At 73.2% G+C, this 16,158-nt stretch carries 12 protein-coding genes; 2 read left to right on the forward strand and 10 right to left on the reverse strand.

What is annotated here, in order from left to right:
* Positions 1 to 37: 37 nt before the first annotated feature.
* From DVK44_RS11445 to DVK44_RS36310, 6 genes are all read right to left on the reverse strand, one after another.
* Positions 38 to 562, reverse strand: coding sequence for a hypothetical protein (locus DVK44_RS11445; protein WP_114659584.1), 525 nt, complete (start codon positions 560 to 562; stop codon positions 38 to 40).
* Positions 563 to 612: 50 nt separating this feature from the next.
* Complete coding sequence (locus DVK44_RS11450) at positions 613 to 2,427, reverse strand: hypothetical protein (protein ID WP_228447086.1); 1,815 nt, start codon at positions 2,425 to 2,427, stop codon at positions 613 to 615.
* A gap of 227 nt (positions 2,428 to 2,654) precedes the next feature.
* Positions 2,655 to 3,482 (reverse strand): polysaccharide deacetylase family protein, encoded by an 828-nt coding sequence (locus tag DVK44_RS11455; protein ID WP_228447087.1) that lies wholly within the window; start codon positions 3,480 to 3,482, stop codon positions 2,655 to 2,657.
* Positions 3,479 to 4,966: a glycosyltransferase gene (locus DVK44_RS11460; protein ID WP_114659585.1), complete on the reverse strand. Its 1,488-nt coding sequence runs from the start codon at positions 4,964 to 4,966 to the stop codon at positions 3,479 to 3,481. The genes DVK44_RS11455 and DVK44_RS11460 overlap by 4 nt, the downstream gene beginning before the upstream one ends.
* A 45-nt stretch (positions 4,967 to 5,011) precedes the next feature.
* Positions 5,012 to 6,064: a GNAT family N-acetyltransferase gene (locus tag DVK44_RS11465; RefSeq protein WP_408055309.1), complete on the reverse strand. Its 1,053-nt coding sequence runs from the start codon at positions 6,062 to 6,064 to the stop codon at positions 5,012 to 5,014.
* Positions 6,065 to 6,385: 321 nt separating this feature from the next.
* Entirely contained in the window at positions 6,386 to 6,958 is a 573-nt protein-coding gene (locus DVK44_RS36310) for a DUF6415 family natural product biosynthesis protein (RefSeq protein ID WP_162793786.1), read from the reverse strand.
* Positions 6,959 to 7,124: 166 nt separating this feature from the next.
* Here DVK44_RS36310 and DVK44_RS11475 point away from each other — a divergent pair, with 166 nt between their 5' ends.
* Positions 7,125 to 8,591, forward strand: coding sequence for a hypothetical protein (locus DVK44_RS11475; RefSeq protein WP_114659587.1), 1,467 nt, complete (start codon positions 7,125 to 7,127; stop codon positions 8,589 to 8,591).
* A gap of 90 nt (positions 8,592 to 8,681) precedes the next feature.
* On the opposite strand, the gene hutI is transcribed toward DVK44_RS11475, so the two are convergent.
* The 4 genes from hutI to hutU all read right to left on the reverse strand — a co-directional run bounded on the left by hutI (position 8,682) and on the right by hutU (position 14,384).
* Complete coding sequence (gene hutI / locus DVK44_RS11480; RefSeq protein WP_114659588.1) at positions 8,682 to 9,860, reverse strand: imidazolonepropionase; 1,179 nt, start codon at positions 9,858 to 9,860, stop codon at positions 8,682 to 8,684.
* Positions 9,861 to 9,979: 119 nt separating this feature from the next.
* Positions 9,980 to 11,479 carry a formimidoylglutamate deiminase gene (locus tag DVK44_RS11485; RefSeq protein WP_228447088.1) on the reverse strand — a complete coding sequence of 500 codons (1,500 nt, stop codon included), beginning with the start codon at positions 11,477 to 11,479 and terminating at the stop codon, positions 9,980 to 9,982.
* Positions 11,476 to 12,663 carry an allantoate amidohydrolase gene (locus DVK44_RS11490; protein ID WP_114659589.1) on the reverse strand — a complete coding sequence of 396 codons (1,188 nt, stop codon included), beginning with the start codon at positions 12,661 to 12,663 and terminating at the stop codon, positions 11,476 to 11,478. The genes DVK44_RS11485 and DVK44_RS11490 overlap by 4 nt, the downstream gene beginning before the upstream one ends.
* A gap of 47 nt (positions 12,664 to 12,710) precedes the next feature.
* The gene (gene hutU / locus DVK44_RS11495; protein ID WP_114659590.1) at positions 12,711 to 14,384 is read right to left on the reverse strand and encodes a urocanate hydratase; all 1,674 of its coding nucleotides are present in this window, start codon (positions 14,382 to 14,384) and stop codon (positions 12,711 to 12,713) included.
* A gap of 103 nt (positions 14,385 to 14,487) precedes the next feature.
* On the opposite strand from hutU, the gene DVK44_RS11500 reads away from it, so the two are divergent.
* Positions 14,488 to 16,026: a type III PLP-dependent enzyme domain-containing protein gene (locus DVK44_RS11500; protein ID WP_114659591.1), complete on the forward strand. Its 1,539-nt coding sequence runs from the start codon at positions 14,488 to 14,490 to the stop codon at positions 16,024 to 16,026.
* Positions 16,027 to 16,158: the final 132 nt, after the last annotated feature.

Raw genomic sequence — 16,158 nt, forward strand, 5'->3', positions numbered from 1 at the left:
GGCTCCTTGCGTGCCCTCGGTTCCTTGCGTGCCCTCGTCATTGGCCCCTCCACAGCGGCATCGGCCCGTCCGTACGGCCCGGGTCGCGGCGCTCGGCCGCCCCTCGGGTCACGGCGGGCAGCGGTACGGCGGGCAGCGCCGCCGCGAGGGTGGTGACGGCGGCGAGCGAGGCCAGGAACACCGTCGCCGTGAAGCCCGCCACGAGGTGGAGCGCGGTGGCGGCGAGCGTCGCGAGCGACAGGCTCAGCGGCGCGGCCAGCGCCAGCACCTCCAGCCGGGCGGCGGGCCGCAGCCCGCGCGGCAGCGGGAGCAGGAGCGCGCAGCCGGGGCCGAAGGCGACGAAGAGCAGCACGGGGATCCAGCGCGCGGGCCAGCCGGCGGGCAGCGCCGTGGCGGCGAGCGCGAGCCAGCCGGTGAGCGCGAGGGCGGCTCTGAGCAGCCAGGGCGCGAAGGGGGCTCTGCTCGGCGCCTGGGGCTGGACCGCGGGCCGCGTTTCAGGCTGCGCCTCGGGCCGCGCCTCCGGCTGATGCTGCTCCTCCGGCTGTCCCTCGGTTGGGTACATGGCTGTGGCGGCCTCCTCGTATCGTCTTCTCGTATCGTCTTCTCGTCTTCTCATGGGCTCGCGGAAACACCAGGCGCCGGTACGTGTTCCAGGAACAGCCCGTTCCGGTTCTCCTCCACCACCCGGAAGCGCGGCGACCGCTTCAGCGCCGCGCTCATCCGGGCGAAGCCCCCCGCCGGCAGATACCCCTCGCTGAACGTGGCCCTGTCCTGCGCCGGCGTGAGCAGCACGTAAGCCGGCCGCCCCTCCGGCACCCCCGCGTCGAGATAGCCAGCCGGATCCTCCAGCATCCGCAGGTTCCCCGACACCTCCTGCTCGGTGAAGAACCAGCGCTCGTACCGGTCGTAGCGGTAGTACGCCCCCGGGAAGGACCCGGTCGTCGCCATGATCAGCGCACCCTCCGGCGCCCGGTCGTAGGACCGTCTGACAAACGCGGTCTCGGTCGGGGACACGTACTGCATGCCCTCCTTGCCGTAGTACGACGGCAGAAAGCCCGCCAGCAGCGCGACCAGCGCCAGCGGCAGGGCCACCGCCGTCGCCCGGCGCGCGTGGCGGCGCGCCCTGTTCGTGCCCGCGGCGGTCGGGACGAGCGCCGCGGCGGCGAAGAAGGCCGTGCCGGGCAGCCCGAACAGATAGACGCGGAAGAGCATTTCGCCGCCGTAGTCGTTCACGGCGAACAGCGGTACGGGCGCGGCGGCGGCCAGCAGCAGCGGCAGCGCGCTGCGGGCCAGGCGGCGCCGGAGCAGTACGGCCGTACCGGCGAGCGCGCCGAGGACCAGCACCATCGCGATATTGGCGTTGCCCACCAGCTCCGGCCCGGGACCGGTCGGCGCGCCCGCGTAACCGGCGCGGGAGTTCTTCATCAGGTCGCCCGCCGAGTCGCGCAGTGTGCTCAGGGTGTCCAGGAACAGCACCCGGCCCATGGTGAGATCCCAGATGAGCATGATCAGACCGGTCACGGCGAGCAGCCCGAGATTGCGGTAGCGCCGGGTCAGGCACAGCGCCATCAGGGTCATGCAGAGCATGACGGGCGTCAGCTGGTGCGAGGCGTTGACGGCCGCGATCAGCGGCGCGAGGATCGCCACGCAGAGCGCGCGCTGCCACCGGCCGGTGGGCGGCGGCACGGCGGTCGCGGCCGGGTCGAGCCGGTCGCGGGAGCGGAGCGTACGGGCGGATCCGGGCCGTACGAAGTGCCGTACGACGACGGCGAACACGCTCAGGAAGAGCAGATACGCGAACGCCTGGGGCGCCAGATAGTCCTGCCCCACCCAGTTCGCGAGCTGGAAGATCCACACCGCCGTCCAGACGAGCCGCCAGTCGTCGGTGAAGGTGCGGTAGATCAGGACGAGCACCGGCAGCATCAGCAGACCGAAGGCGATCGGCGCCCAGTTGATGTACGGGGCCGCGCCCGTCGTCCCGAAGGCCCTGATCAGCGCCGCGTTGAGGGAGAAGAAGCCGGGCCACTGGTCGTACGCGGCCATCCCGCCGGAGAGCGGCGTGTGCGGGTGTACGGTCCCCTCCGCCAGCAGCCGGGTGATCACCTCGTCGTGCTTGGACGCCCAGGCGTAGCGCACCGAGTCGTAGAGCAGCGCGGGCGGCGCCTTGAGCGCGGTGAGCAGGGCGACGCAGTAGGCGAGCGGCCAGAGGGGGGCGGTGCCGGCGCGGCGGAGGGTGTGGAGAAAACCGGCGGTGAGGACGAGGAGGGAGGCGTAGAAGGCGAGCGGGAAGCGGTCGAGGAGGCCGAACTCACCGATGTCACGGAAGCCGATACGGGGCAGGGACCAGCTCCAGAGGGCTCCCGCGATCAGCAGGAGGAGCAGCGGTACGGAGGCGAAGGCGCGCGCCCGGGGGTGGGGGCGGCGCATGGGCGGGGGCGGCGGCGGGGGTGGGGGCGCGGGGGGAACGGGTGCGGGAGGTGCGGGGCGCACGTCGGTGTATATAGCGGTGCCGGTCGCGGTGCCGGTCGCGGCGCCGGTGACAGTGCCGGTCGCAGCGCCTGCTTCGGCCCCGGTCGCGGTACCGGCGTCGGTCTCGTACGTACGTTGCCGCACAGTGTGGCGCCCTCCTCTTCCCGTAGCTCGGTTCCGTTCCGTCATCCGGCGAACTCCGGGCCGCGTACGCGGGCGCGCGCCCCCCGGTACAGCCGCCAGCCCAGCGTCGGCAGCGAGTCGGGGAAGGGCGCCACCCTGGCCCGTTCCCCCTCGGCCGCCGCCCCCGCCATCCAGGAGGCGACATCGGCGGCGGTGTGGGTACGGCGCACGATCAGCCGGGCGATGCGGTACGTGTCGTCCCGGTCCGAGCTGAGCGCGTGGCGGACGGCGACGGCGGAGGCGTACCCGGCGCGCGCGGCGGCCCGGCGCACGCGGGCGCTGTTGTAGCCGTGGGGATAGGCGAGATGCGCGACCTCGTGTCCGAGCGTGTCCTCCAACACCCTTTTCGCGTCGTGGAGTTCCCGGTGGAGCGCGGGGGCGCGCACGGTGTCGAGCTGCGGATGGGTGACCGTGTGCGCGCCGACCTCCACTCCGTACTCGACCAGCACCGACGCCTGCCGGAGCGACATCATCGGGGCGGGCGGCAGCAGGCTGGTCAGGCCGGGGGTGATGGCGCCGGTGGTCAGATAGGCGGTGGCGGGCAGCGCGCGGGCGGCGAGCGCCTCGGCGGTGGGACCGGGGAGATCCGCGAAGCCGTCGTCGAAGGTGAGCACGACGGGCCGGGGCGGCAGCGGTGTGCCGCGCGTCAGATGCCGTACGAGGACGCTGACCGGGACGGCCGACCGGCCCGAGGCGACGACCGCGTCGAGGTGGGCGGCGAAGTCGCCCGGCGCGACGGTGAATTCGGCGATCCACGGGGGCGGGTCCGCCATGACGGCGTGGTAGAGGAGAACGGGGATCGGCGCGCGGGAACCGACGTCAGCGGTCATGCCGGGCCCCCGCTTCCGCCCTCGCCCCTGCTGCCCCGGCCTTTGCCCCCGCCTCTGTCTCCGCTGTCTCCGCCGCGTATCCGTCGGCGCGCCTTGGCGTAGCCCAGCGGGCCGTACAGCATCCCCCGGCGCTCCAGCCGGGAGAGTGCGCGCGGCCAGGGGTGGCCCTGCCCGCCGTGCGCGCCGGGGACGCCATCGGAGGCCACCCCGCTTTCGGTGTCAGCCCGGTGAGCCGTGATCGCGCGGGCGTGCGCCAGGGCGCGCGGCAGCTTCGTGAGGAAGGCGGGCAGCAGCGCGGGCCGGCGTACGAGGAGGGCGGTCAGATACGCGGTGAGCCCGGCGCCGTATCCGTACGCCTGGTTCCGCAGGTCGGCCCAGGTCTCGCGGTGGTGGTGCCAGACGAGCGCCTCGGGCGTGTAGCGCAGCCGGTGGCCCGCCGTCAGGATCCGTACGAAGGCGTAGAGGTCGTCGCCGCCCCTGGCGGGCGTGCCGGTGCCGGTGGCCGGGTCGAAGCCGCCGACCGCACGGAGCGCGTCCGCGCGGAACGCCATGTTCGCGCCCGAGCCGAAGCTGCCCGCCGTGAACGGGAACAGCGGCTCGTCGGCGGGTGGCCGCGCGGGGTCGTACAGCCGGGGCGTGAAGCCCTTGGCGAAGCCGCCGTGGCTCTCCAGCAGGATCTGCGCGGGGGTGGCCAGCCGGGCGGGGAGGATCAGGCCGGTGACACACCCGAGTCCGGGGTCCGTGGCGAAGGGCGCGGTGAGGGCGGTGAGCCAGTGCGGGTCGGCGATCACGTCGTCGTCGGTGAAGGCGAGGACGGGGGTGGCGGTGGCTGCCTCCGTGATGCCCCGGTTGTGGGCGACGGCGAGGCCGGGGCGCGGTTCGAGGACGTAGCCGACCCGCCCGTCGTAGCGCGGGGACCGTACGAGATCACGCGTGGCGGTGGTGACGGGCGCGTTGTCGACGACCAGGACGCGGAAGTCCGGGTGGTCCTGTGCGAGGAGCGAGTCGAGGGCGCGGGCGAGCTGCCCGGCGCGCTCACGGGTGGCGACGACGACGGTGGTACGGGGGAGGGCCGGCGGCCCGGCGGACGGGGACTCTTCGGCGTAGCCGTAACCGCTTCGGTAGCCGTGGCCGTACCCGCTCCGGCGCTCCTCGGCGTACCCGTACCCGCTCCGTCGCTCCTCGGCGTACGCGCTTCGATAGCCGTTGCCGTACCCGTCCCGGTACTCCTTCCGCGCGCGGAACGCCGCCGTCAGCACCTCCGCCGGGTCCTCCCCCGCCGCCACCCGTCCGACCACCGTGGCCACCGGCCGCCCCCGGAGCCGTACGAGCGCGTATACGTCGCCGCCCGCCTCGCCCGGGAGGGGCCCGCCGGGCGCCGGTAAGAGGGAGAGCACCGCGCCGTCGGGGCCGTCCAGGTCGAGCTGGACGACGGCGATCGGCTGAGGGCTCGGTCTGCGTGGTGCGCGTATGTGCTCTGCCATCGGCTCCCCCGTTGCTCACGCGGTTACGTCGTCGGCCGTCCGTCGTCACCTGACCCGCAGCCGGCCCATCCGGCTCAGCGTCGCTTGCGCGTACCCGGCCAGTCCGGGCCGGTTCCGTACGAAGGTGTGGGCGCGCCGGGACGGCTCCCGGCTCAGCCAGTGGAGCGCCGCCCGCGCGCCCGGCCGGACGGCCGCGCCCTCGTACACGCGCAGTCCGCCGGTCTTGAGCGCGTCCTTGTACTCCGCCGCGCCGCGCCCCAGGTCGAGCAGGCCGATGCCCGCCCCGGCGGCGGCCTCGGCCATCCGCAGATGCAGGATCAGCCCGGGCGAGTACTTGGCGAACTCCGGGTCGTACGCCGGGAACCAGCAGGACAGTACGGTGCGCGAGCGCAGCCCGAAGTGCGCGGCGACGGGGCGGTCGGCCACGTACAGCACGGAGAGCACTCCGGCGCAGTCCGGCGCGCGGGTCGCGGCGAGCCGGCGCACGAGCACGCTGATCCACACCTGCGCGAACCGGTCGCGCCGGCCGGTGCGCCGGTACTGCGCGGACTTCCACGCCATGAGCGTGCGCAGGGCGGCCGGGTCGCGTTCGTCGAAGACGAAGCGGACCTCACCCGCCTGCCTGCCCAGCTTCCGTTCCTTCGCGGCCGTCGTACGGAAGAACTTGGGCGACCGGACGCGCAGGGCCGACTCGTACGCCGCGTACCCCGCCCCGACGTCGATGACCGGGGACTCCAGCGCCGCGGCGGCGGCCGGGACGAACAGCTCCTGCCCCGCTTCGAGGTTGTCGAACTCCCAGGCCGACAGCGAGCAGCCGGTCAGCAGTTCACGCGCGCTCAGCCCGAGCCCGGGGCGGAACACCCCGCCCTGGCAATCCGACACGCCGAGCCCGATGGCCCGTCCCCGGCCCAGCCGTCCCTTCTCGTACGGGAGAAAACCGACCGGTTCGCCGGTGCCGGCGTCCTGGACGACGGCGACCCGGGCCCGGGGGCGGACGGAGCCGACCGCCCGGGTGAACTCCGGTTCCATGAAGGGGTTGGCGGGCGCGCCGGACCTGGCGCGTAACTCACGCCATGCCTCGGCTTCCGCTTCGCTCAATTCCCCCGGTGCCACCACACACACGCGGGTGCGCACGGCACTGCGTACCTGACTCAACTCGACCCCCCGGTCACTGCCCCGTCCCCGTACTTCCCCACCCCGCTCGACAGGACGGTACCGGTCGAAATCATTACGGGACAGTGCCAGTCGCCCATCTGGTGACGGATCCGGGGATGGGGTGATACGGATGGGGCCAGTGATGCTAAAGAGGCGAACGCGGCGCTACAAGGCGCTACAACCGGAGTCCGACCGCGAGGGCGATGGTGAGCCCCAGCGTGCAGACGGCGACCACGAACCACGCTTGCTGCTTGCCTTCGGGACTCATGTGCGGCCTCGCAGATAGTCCATGAAGGTGCGGCACATCCGCGCCATCGCGCGCATGTGGACCCAGTTGGCCATGGCGCCCTCGCCGGGTCCGCCGTCGGTCAGGTCGTACCAGTCCTTGAGCGCGCCCTTGGCCCGTACGGAGTGCTGGGACTCGGGGATCGCCTCCACGACGGCGACGAGCCGCGCGCCGTGGCTGATGAGCCGGACCGTCAGATCGGCGATCTCCGCGGGCGGGGGCATCATCCGGTGGGGGGCGAGGGCCCGGTCGGCGTCGAAGCTGATGGCGTCGGGGTCGAGGAGCACGGGAGTGGCAGGAACGGTGGGGTGGGCGGGGGTGGGATCGACGGGGGCGGGGCGGCCGGGGGTGGTGGGGCGGACAGGTAAATCGGTGTGGGCGGTGCGAGAGTTGGTGGTGGTGTGGGCGGTGCGCGAGGTGCCGGCCGTGTGCGTGGTGTGCGCAGTGCTGGAGGTGTGCGCGATGCTGGAGGTGCTGGTGGTGTCTATGGCTGGCGTGGTGTGCGTGGTGTGCGCGTTTTCGCCTGTGCCACCTGTTCTGTCGTCTGTCACTGTGGTCACCTTGACCCCCGTCTTCGTGTTCTCTGCCGCTGGAAGTGCTGGAACCGCTGGAGCCGCTGAAGCTCTCTGACGAGAGAACCGCGTTATCACCCTCCGCGAGTACCGTGGAAGGCAGGTCCAATGATGAAAGCCATGAACGCACTGGGGGAGTTGGAACATGGCGAGTAATTCACGCACGCCCAACAGCGGTCTGGCCCTGCTGCTGACGCAGGCGAAATGGTCCCGCTCACAGTTCGCCCAGATCATCAACCGCATGGGCGCGGAAGCCGGGCTCGAACTCCGCTACGACCAGTCGGCCGTCTCGCACTGGGTGGCCGGAACCGTACCGAAAGAGCAGGTCAGGCCGCTGATCGTGGAGGCTTTCGCACGGAAGTTGCGGCGGCCCGTCACCCACGCGGAGGCCGGCCTGCCGAGCACATCGGGATCGTCCGACCCTCCTGGCACCCTCGGCACTCTCAACACCCACAGCGCTCCCGGCACTCGGGGATCGGCCTCCTCGTCGTCCCCGTCCGCCTCGGCCGCCTCACCCACCTCACCTGGCTCTTCTTCTCGCACCAACACCCTCGAAGAACTGGTCGACATGGGGAGAGCGGACATGGACCCCTCGCGCCGGAGCCTGATCGCCGCCGGACTCTTCTCGGCGGCCGTCGTCGTACCGCTCTTCCCCGATCTGGCCCATGCGGCCACCCACTCGATCACCGCCGCCCCGGGGAAGCGGACGGTCCGGATCGGCGTGCCGCAAGTACAGGCCGTACGCACGATGACCGATCGGATAGCAGACATTCTGGACGAGTTGGGTGGTGGTCATGCCCGACCCATGGCTGCCGCGTTCCTCGTAAACACCGTCATGCCGTGGCTGAAGGCCGAGGCCGCCGAACCCGTCCGCAAGGACATGCTGGCGGCGGCCTCCGACCTGGTGTACCTGACCGGGTGGATGGCGATGTACGAGCGCGCCCACGGACTGGGCCAGCGGTACTACCTCCGGGCACTGGAGCTGGCGGGCGCCGCCGAGGACCATGTCACGTACTGCCGCACCCTGCGCGGGATGTCGCTCCAGGCGTCGAACCTCGGTTACGGGAAGCGCGCGCTGGAGCTGGCCGACTCGGCGGCCGAGGCGTCACCGAAGGCGGAGCCGCGCCTCCAGGCGTTCCTCTCCGGGCAGCAGGCGCACGCGGCGGCGATGGTCGGCGACAAGCGGCAGGCCATGGCGCGGCTGCGGCAGACCGAGACGGCGCTGACGAAGGCGGACAGCCGGCGGGAGTCGGTCGGGGGGTACGACCGGAGCGCGTACCTCTTCCATGTGTCGCACGTGCTCTACGAGTTCAAGGATCTGCCCGGCTCGATCTCGGCGCTCCAGCAGTCCCTGAAGACACAGGAGAAGAACGAGCGGCAGGGGCGCGTCCACTTCCTGGCCGTACTGGCCCAGCGCCAGCTGGAATTGGGCCATCTTGAGGCGGCGTGCGCGAGCTGGACGCTGTTCCTGGAGGACTACGAGCACGTGTCGTCGGCGCGCGGGGACGAGCACTTCGAGACGATGCGCCGACGGCTGAAGCCGTACGCGCAGACGCGGGCGGTACGGCAGTTGCGGCCGCGGATGGACGAGATGGCGGTGCTCAAGGCGTAGGCGGGTACGGGGGCGGCGGTACGGGCGCGAGGCGCGCCTACGCCCGTACGACGACGCGCGTACCGCCGCTGCACGACCCGCGTGCCGCCGCTATACGACCCGCGTGCCGCCGCGCCAGACCTCCGAGACGAGCGGGACGCCGGGGCGGTACGCGAGGTGGACATGGCTCGGCGCGTCGAGGAGGGCGAGGTCGGCGCGGGCCCCGGGCGTGATGCGGCCGATGTCCGTACGGCGCAGCGCGGCGGCGCCGCCCGCGGTGGCGGACCAGACGGCCTCGTCCGGGGTCATGCCCATGTCGCGTACGGCGAGGGCGATGCAGAAGGGCATCGAGGAGGTGAAGGACGAGCCCGGGTTGCAGTCCGTGGAGAGCGCGACGGTCGCGCCCGCGTCGAGCAGCCGGCGCGCGTCGGGCCAGGCGGCGCGGGTGGAGAACTCGGCGCCGGGGAGCAGGGTGGCGACGGTACGGCTCTGGGCGAGCGCGTCGACGTCGGCGTCGGTGAGATGCGTGCAGTGGTCGGCGGAGGCGGCGTCGAGTTCGACGGCGAGCTGGACTCCGGGGCCGTACGACAGCTGGTTGGCGTGCACCCGGGGGTGCAGGCCCTTGGCGAGACCGGCGGTGAGGATCGCGCGGGCCTGGTCGCCGTCGAAGGCGCCCTGTTCGCAGAAGACGTCGATCCAGCGGGCGTGGGGCGCGCAGGCGTCGAGCATCTCGCCGGTGACGAGGGCGACGTAGGCGGCGGGGTCGGTGGCGTACGCGGGGTCGGGCGGGACGATGTGGGCGCCGAGATAGGTGGTCTCGTCGGTCTGTTCGCGGGCGATGCGCAGGGCGCGGGCCTCGTCGTGGACGGTGAGGCCGTAGCCCGACTTGGTCTCCTGGGTGGTTGTGCCCTGGCGGAGCGCCTCGGCGAGGTAGCGGGCGACGTTGGCGCTCAGCTCGGCGTCGGTCGCGGCGCGGGTGGCGGCGACGGTGGTGCGGATGCCGCCGGCGGAGTAGGCGCGGCCGGACATCCGGGCGTTGAACTCCTGGGTGCGGTCGCCCGCGAAGACCAGGTGGGAGTGGGAGTCGACGAAGCCGGGGACGACGGCCCGGCCGCCCGCGTCGAGGGCGTTGTCAGTGGCGGGTGCTTTGCTTGATTCACCGACCCAGGCGATGCGGTCGCCGTCGATGACGACGGCCGCGTCCTGGATCAGACCGATGGGGGTTCCGTCACCGAGGGAGGGATCGTTGGTGACCAGGCTGGCGATGTGGGTGAGGGCGGTGGTCGTCATCGCGGGGATGCTCCTGTACGGCCTCTTCGGCGAGGTCAGCGGGACGGAGGACGGAGGGAGTACGGCGGCCGGCGGGCCGGGACGTCTGCGGACGGCAGGTCTGCGGACGGCAGGCGGGGTCAGCGGTCGTCGTGCAGGGCCGCGATGGTCGAGGCGAGTGCGGCGGGGACGTCCGGGACCAGGGTATGGACCCCGTCGCGGACGATCTGCCGGCCCCCCACGACCGTGTGGCGGACATCAGCGGCGGAGGCGGCGAATACGGCGGTCTCCGCACCGAGCGAGGGCCGTGGTCCCGCTGTTCTGACCGAGTCCAGGGCGATCGTGGTCAGATCCGCGAGCGCGCCCGGCGCGATCCGGCCCGCGCGGTCCCAGCCGAGGGCCGCGTGTCCGTCGGCGGTGGCGGCGCGCAGCAGCGCGGCCGCTGTCCAGTGGCCCCGGGTCCTGGTGCGCAGGCGCTCGTCCAGCTCCAGCGCGCGGGCCTCTTCGAGGATGTCGATGACGGCGTGGCTGTCGCTGCCCAGCGACAGCGGCGAGCCGGCCCGCTGGAGGCGGGCCGCCGGGCCGATGCCGTCGGCGAGGTCGCGTTCGGTGGTGGGGCACATGCAGGTGCCGGTGCGGGAGGCGCCGAGAAGGGCGATGTCCTCGTCGGTGAGGTGCGTGCTGTGGACGGCGGTGGTGGCGGGGCCGAGGACGCCGTGGTCGGAGAGGAGCTGGGTCGGGGTCCGGCCGTGGGCGGCCAGACACGCGTCGTTCTCGGCCGTCTGCTCCGAAAGGTGCACATGGAGCGGGGCCCGCCGCTCCTGGGCCCAGCGCGCGACCGTGGCCAGCTGGTCGGCGGGGACCGCCCGTACGGAGTGAATGGCCGCGCCGATCCTGGCGTGGTCGCGATCCTTGACAACTGAACAGCGTGTGGCCCAGGCGTCCGCCGTCCCGTCGGAGAAGCGGAGCTGGTGACGGTCGGGCGGGGCGCCGAAGCCGGCGGAGAGATAGGCGGTGTCGAGGAGGGTGATCCGGATCCCGGCGTCGGCGGCGGCCTGGATGAGGGCCTCGCCCATGGCGTTCGGATCGGCGTAGGGGGTGCCGCCGGGCGCGTGGTGGAGGTAGTGGAACTCTCCTACGGCGGTGATACCGGCGAGCGCCATCTCGGCGTACACAGCGCGGGCGAGCGCGTGGTACGAGTCGGGGGTGAGCCGGTCCGCGACGCCGTACATGACCTCGCGCCAGGTCCAGAAGGTGCCGGAGCCGACCTGGACGGTGGCGCGCAGGGCGCGGTGGAAGGCGTGCGAGTGGGCGTTGGCCAGCCCGGGGAGCGTGAGCCCGCGCAGCGCGGTGGCGCCGGGGGGCGGGGTGGCGACACCGGTGCGGACATCGGTGATACGGCCGTCGGCGACGGAGAGGAGGACACCGGAGGCGACGCGGGGACCGGCGTGGGGGCCGGTCGAGGACCCGGCGTGGGGACCGGCGTGGGGCCCGGAATCAGCAGCCGGGGCAGCGTCCGGCCCTGCTCCCTCCGACCCCGTGCCCTCCGACCCGGCGCCGTCCAGCCAGGCGTGCTCCAGCCAGTAGTACGTCGTCGTGCGGGCCGTGCGGGTCGTGCTGGCGTTCTGCCGGGTGCTCATGCGCGCACGAGTCCTTCCAGTACGTCGGCGAGCGCGTGGACTCCGGCCACACAGTCGTCCTCGGTGGCGGATTCGGCCGGGGAGTGGGAGATCCCGGTCGGGTTCCGGACGAAGAGCATGGCGGTGGGGACGGCGCCGGAGAGGACCCCGGCGTCGTGTCCGGCGCCGGTGCCGAGGACGGGCGGCCGGCCGAGGATCGTGCCGATCTCGTCGCGCAGGGCATGGCCGAACTCGACGATCGGGCTGAAGGACTCCCGTACGACGCGCAGATCGATCCCGGCGCGGTCCGCGTCGGCGCGGGCGGCGCTCTCGACGGCGGTGACGACGGCGTCGAGGGTGGCCTCGTCGGCGGCCCGCGAGTCGAGCCAGCCCCGGACGAGGGAGGGGATGGCGTTGACGCCGTTGGGTTCGACGGAGACCTTGCCGAAGGTGGCGAGCGCCCCGGCGAGTTCCGCCTCGCGGCGGGCGGCCAGGACGGTCCCGGCGAAGGTGAGCATCGGGTCGCGGCGGTCCGCGAGCCGGGTGGTGCCCGCGTGGTTGGCCTCGCCGTGGAAGTCGAAGCGCCAGCGGCCGTGGGGCCAGATCGCGGAGGCGATGCCGACCGGGTCGCCGGAGAGGTCGAGGGCACGGCCCTGCTCGACATGGAGTTCGACGAACGCGCCGATCCTGGCCAGGCGTTCGGGGTCCGGGCCGATGGCGGCCGGGTCGTAACCGGCGGCCTCCATCGCCTTGGGCAGCGGGATGCCGTCGGCGTCGAGCAGCTCGTGGGCTCGGGCGGCAGTGAGCTGCCCGGCGGCGAGCCGGGAGCCGACGCAGGCCACGCCGAAGCGGGCGCCCTCCTCGTCACCGAAGTTGGCGAGGGCGAGGGGCCGGCCGAAGCGCGTTCCCCGGCGGCGGAGTTCGTCGAGCGCGGCGAAGGAGGAGACGACGCCGAGGGGGCCGTCGAAGGCGCCGCCGTCGGGTACGGAGTCGAGGTGCGAGCCGGTGACGACGGCGTCCCCGGCGAGCGGGTCACCGAGCCAGGCCCACTGGTTGCCGTTGCGGTCGACCTCGTAGGCCAGCCCGCGTGTCTCGGCCTGCGCCCGGAACCAGGCGCGGCAGTCGGCGTCGGCGGCGGTCCAGGCGTAGCGGCGGTAGCCGCCGGTGGTGGAGTCACGGCCGAGGGGGGCGAGGTCGCGCCACATCTCCTGGAAGGAGGGGGGCGCTACCGGCCCGGGCGCGAGGGGAGCGCTCACGCGTCCTCCCGCATGGGGATACGGACGTCGCGCTCGTCCGCGACGGTCTCGGCGAGGTCGTAGCCCGCGTCGACATGGCGGATGACGCCCATGCCGGGGTCGTTCGTCAGGACCCGGCGGATCTTCTCGCCCGCGAGCTTCGTGCCGTCCGCGACGGAGACCTGGCCCGCGTGGATGGAGCGGCCCATGCCGACGCCGCCGCCGTGGTGGATGGAGACCCAGGAGGCGCCGGAGGCGACATTGACCATGGCGTTGAGGAGGGGCCAGTCCGCGATGGCGTCGGAGCCGTCGAGCATGGCCTCGGTCTCGCGGTACGGGGAGGCGACGGAGCCGCAGTCGAGGTGGTCGCGGCCGATGACCAGGGGCGCGGCGAGTTCGCCGGAGGCGACCATGTCGTTGAAGCGCTCGCCGGCCCGGTCGCGCTCGCCGTAGCCGAGCCAGCAGATCCGGGCGGGCAGGCCCTGGAAGTGGACGCGTTCGCCGGCCATTTTGATCCAGCGGTGGAGGGACTCGTTCTGGGCGGAGTCGCCTTCGGGGAAGAGTTCGAGGATGGCCTTGTCGGTCTTGTGGATGTCCGATGCCTCGCCGGACAGGGCCGCCCAGCGGAACGGGCCCTTCCCTTCGCAGAAGAGGGGGCGGATATAGGCGGGGACGAAGCCGGGGAAGTCGAAGGCGCGCTCGTATCCGGCAAGTTGGGCCTCGCCCCGGATGGAGTTGCCGTAGTCGAAGACCTCGGCGCCCGCGTCCTGGAAGCCGACCATGGCCTCGACGTGCCGGGCCATGGCCTCGCGGGCGCGCAGGGTGAAGTCTGCGGGCTTCTCGGCGGCGTACGCGGCCATGTCGTCGAAGTCGACGCCGAGCGGCAGATAGGCCAGCGGGTCGTGGGCGGAGGTCTGGTCGGTGACGATGTCGACGGGCGCGCCCTCGGCGAGCATCCGGGGCAGCAGTTCGGCGGCGTTGCCGAGCAGTCCGATGGAGAGCGGCCGGCGCGCGTCCCTGGCCTCGGTGGCGAGCTGGAGGGCGTGGGCGAGGCTGTCGGCCTTCACATCGAGGTAGCGGTGCTCGATCCGGCGGTCGATGGCGCGCGGGTCGCAGTCGATGCAGATCGCGACGCCGTCGTTCATGGTCACGGCCAGCGGCTGGGCGCCGCCCATGCCGCCGAGTCCGGCGGTGAGGGTGATCGTCCCGGCGAGTGTGCCGCCGAAGCGCTTGGCGGCCACGGCGGCGAAGGTCTCGTAGGTGCCCTGAAGGATGCCCTGGGTGCCGATGTAGATCCATGAACCGGCGGTCATCTGCCCGTACATGGTGAGCCCGAGGGACTCCAGCCGCCGGAACTCCTCCCAGTTCGCCCAGTCGCCGACCAGGTTGGAGTTGGCGAGCAGCACGCGCGGCGCCCACTCGTGGGTCTGCATGACGCCGACGGGCCGGCCGGACTGGACGAGCATCGTCTCGTCCTGCTTGAGGGTGCGCAGCGTACGGACCATGGCGTCGAAGGAGCGCCAGTCGCGGGCGGCCTTGCCGGTGCCGCCGTAGACGACGAGCTGGTCGGGGTGTTCCGCGACCTCGGGGTCCAGATTGTTCTGGAGCATGCGCAGCGCGGCCTCCTGCTGCCATCCCAGGGCGCTCAGTTCCGTACCGCGCGGTGCCCGTACGGGGCGGGGTCCTGACATGGCGGGGCCTCCTCCGAAGTAGTCAATCTATTCACATCCTGGCCCGATGAATAGTTGTAGTCAACAGCTGCGGGCCGGTCCGGCGGGTGATTGGCTGGCAGACATGTCTTCCGTTGAGCACGGCACCGGCGCTCCCGGCAGCGCGGGCAGGGGCGCGGGCGAGGGCGCGGACCCGGACGGCGGCCCGGACGGCGCCCGGGTGGCGGCCCGCCGTGACCGTGGCGTACGGGCCGCCGTGGAGCAGGGTCTGCTGGGCCCGGCCGGGGCCATCGGCGGAGACCTCGGAGAGGACGGCGGGGGCCCCGGGCGGGACGCCGGCGGGGGCCCGCCGGTCTGCGCGCTGCTCGACGTGGCCGGAATCCGCGCCTCGGCCGCCGCGCTGCGGGCCGCGTTCGCGGAGGTCACCGCTCCGGGGACGCCCGTCCTGCACACCTTCGCCGTGAAGGCCACACCGCTCGTGCCCGTACTGCGGCTGCTGGACGCGGCCGGGATCGGCGCGGAGGTCGCGAGCCCCGGGGAGCTGGCCCTGGCGCGGGCGGCGGGGGTACGGGCGGACCGGATCGTCCTCGACTCCCCCGCCAAGACGCTCGCCGAGCTGCGCGAGGCGCTGGCGCTCGGGATCGCCGTCAACGCGGACAACCCGCAGGAGCTGGACCGGATCGACGCGCTGATGGACACGCACGCGGGCGGAGGCCGGGGCGCGGGCCTGGGCGCGGGCGCCGGCGGAGCCCCCGGCGCCGGGGCAGGGTCCACTCTCGGGCTGCGGATCAATCCGCAGACCGGCGGCGGCTCGATCGACGCGACGGCCACCGCGACGGCCACGTCCAAGTTCGGCGTGGCGCTGCGCGACGAGGGCGCCCGCGCCTGGGTCGTCCGGGCCTTCCTCGACCGGCCCTGGCTGACCCGGCTGCACACCCACTCCGGCTCGCAGGGCATCCCGACGGCCCTCATGACACGGGGCGTGAGGGAGCTGTACGACCTGGCCGAGGAGATCAACGCGGCGGCCGGCCGCCGGCAGGTGGACACGCTGGACATCGGCGGAGGGCTCCCGGTCAACTTCGCCTCCGACGAGGAGACGCCGACGTACGCGGAGTACGCCCGGCTGCTGAAGGAGACCGTCCCCGGACTGCTGGACGGCCGCTACGGTCTGGTGACGGAATTCGGCCGTTCCCTGCTCGCCCGGCACGGCACGGTTCTCACCCGGGTCGAGTACGCGAAGTCCGCCGGGTCCCGGCCCATCGCGGTCACCCACGCGGGCGTGCAGCTCGCCACCCGTACCGTCTACGCCCCGGCGTCCTGGCCGCTGCGCGTCGCCGCGTACGACCCGGCGGGGCGGCCCAAGGGCGGGCCCGCCGTGGCCCAGGACATCGCGGGCCCGGCCTGCTTCGCGGGCGACCTGCTGGCCGGGAACCGGCCCCTGCCCCTGCTGGAGCAGGGGGATCTCGTCGCGGCCCTGGACACCGGCGCCTACTGCTTCACCGCCCACTACGCCTACAACAGCCTGGCCCGGCCCGGGGTGTACGGGTTCACGGAGGCCCCCGGCGGCGGGGTACGGTTCGCGACCGTACGGGCGCCGCAGACGCTCGCGGAGATCGTCGCCGAGTCGGGCGGCGCGGCTCCGGACGCGCTGCTCGACGGCTGACCGGACGCGCGGCCTCCGGGCCGGTCCGCTGTGGTCCACCGAAATCGCGCCACCCCCGGCCGGACGTTCCGAGCATGTTCCGATGGAAAATGCCAGAACGCCCACCCCACGCGCGAACGTTGCGTAATCTCA

The sequence above is a fragment of the Streptomyces paludis genome (assembly GCF_003344965.1).
Lineage (GTDB): Bacteria > Actinomycetota > Actinomycetes > Streptomycetales > Streptomycetaceae > Streptomyces > Streptomyces paludis.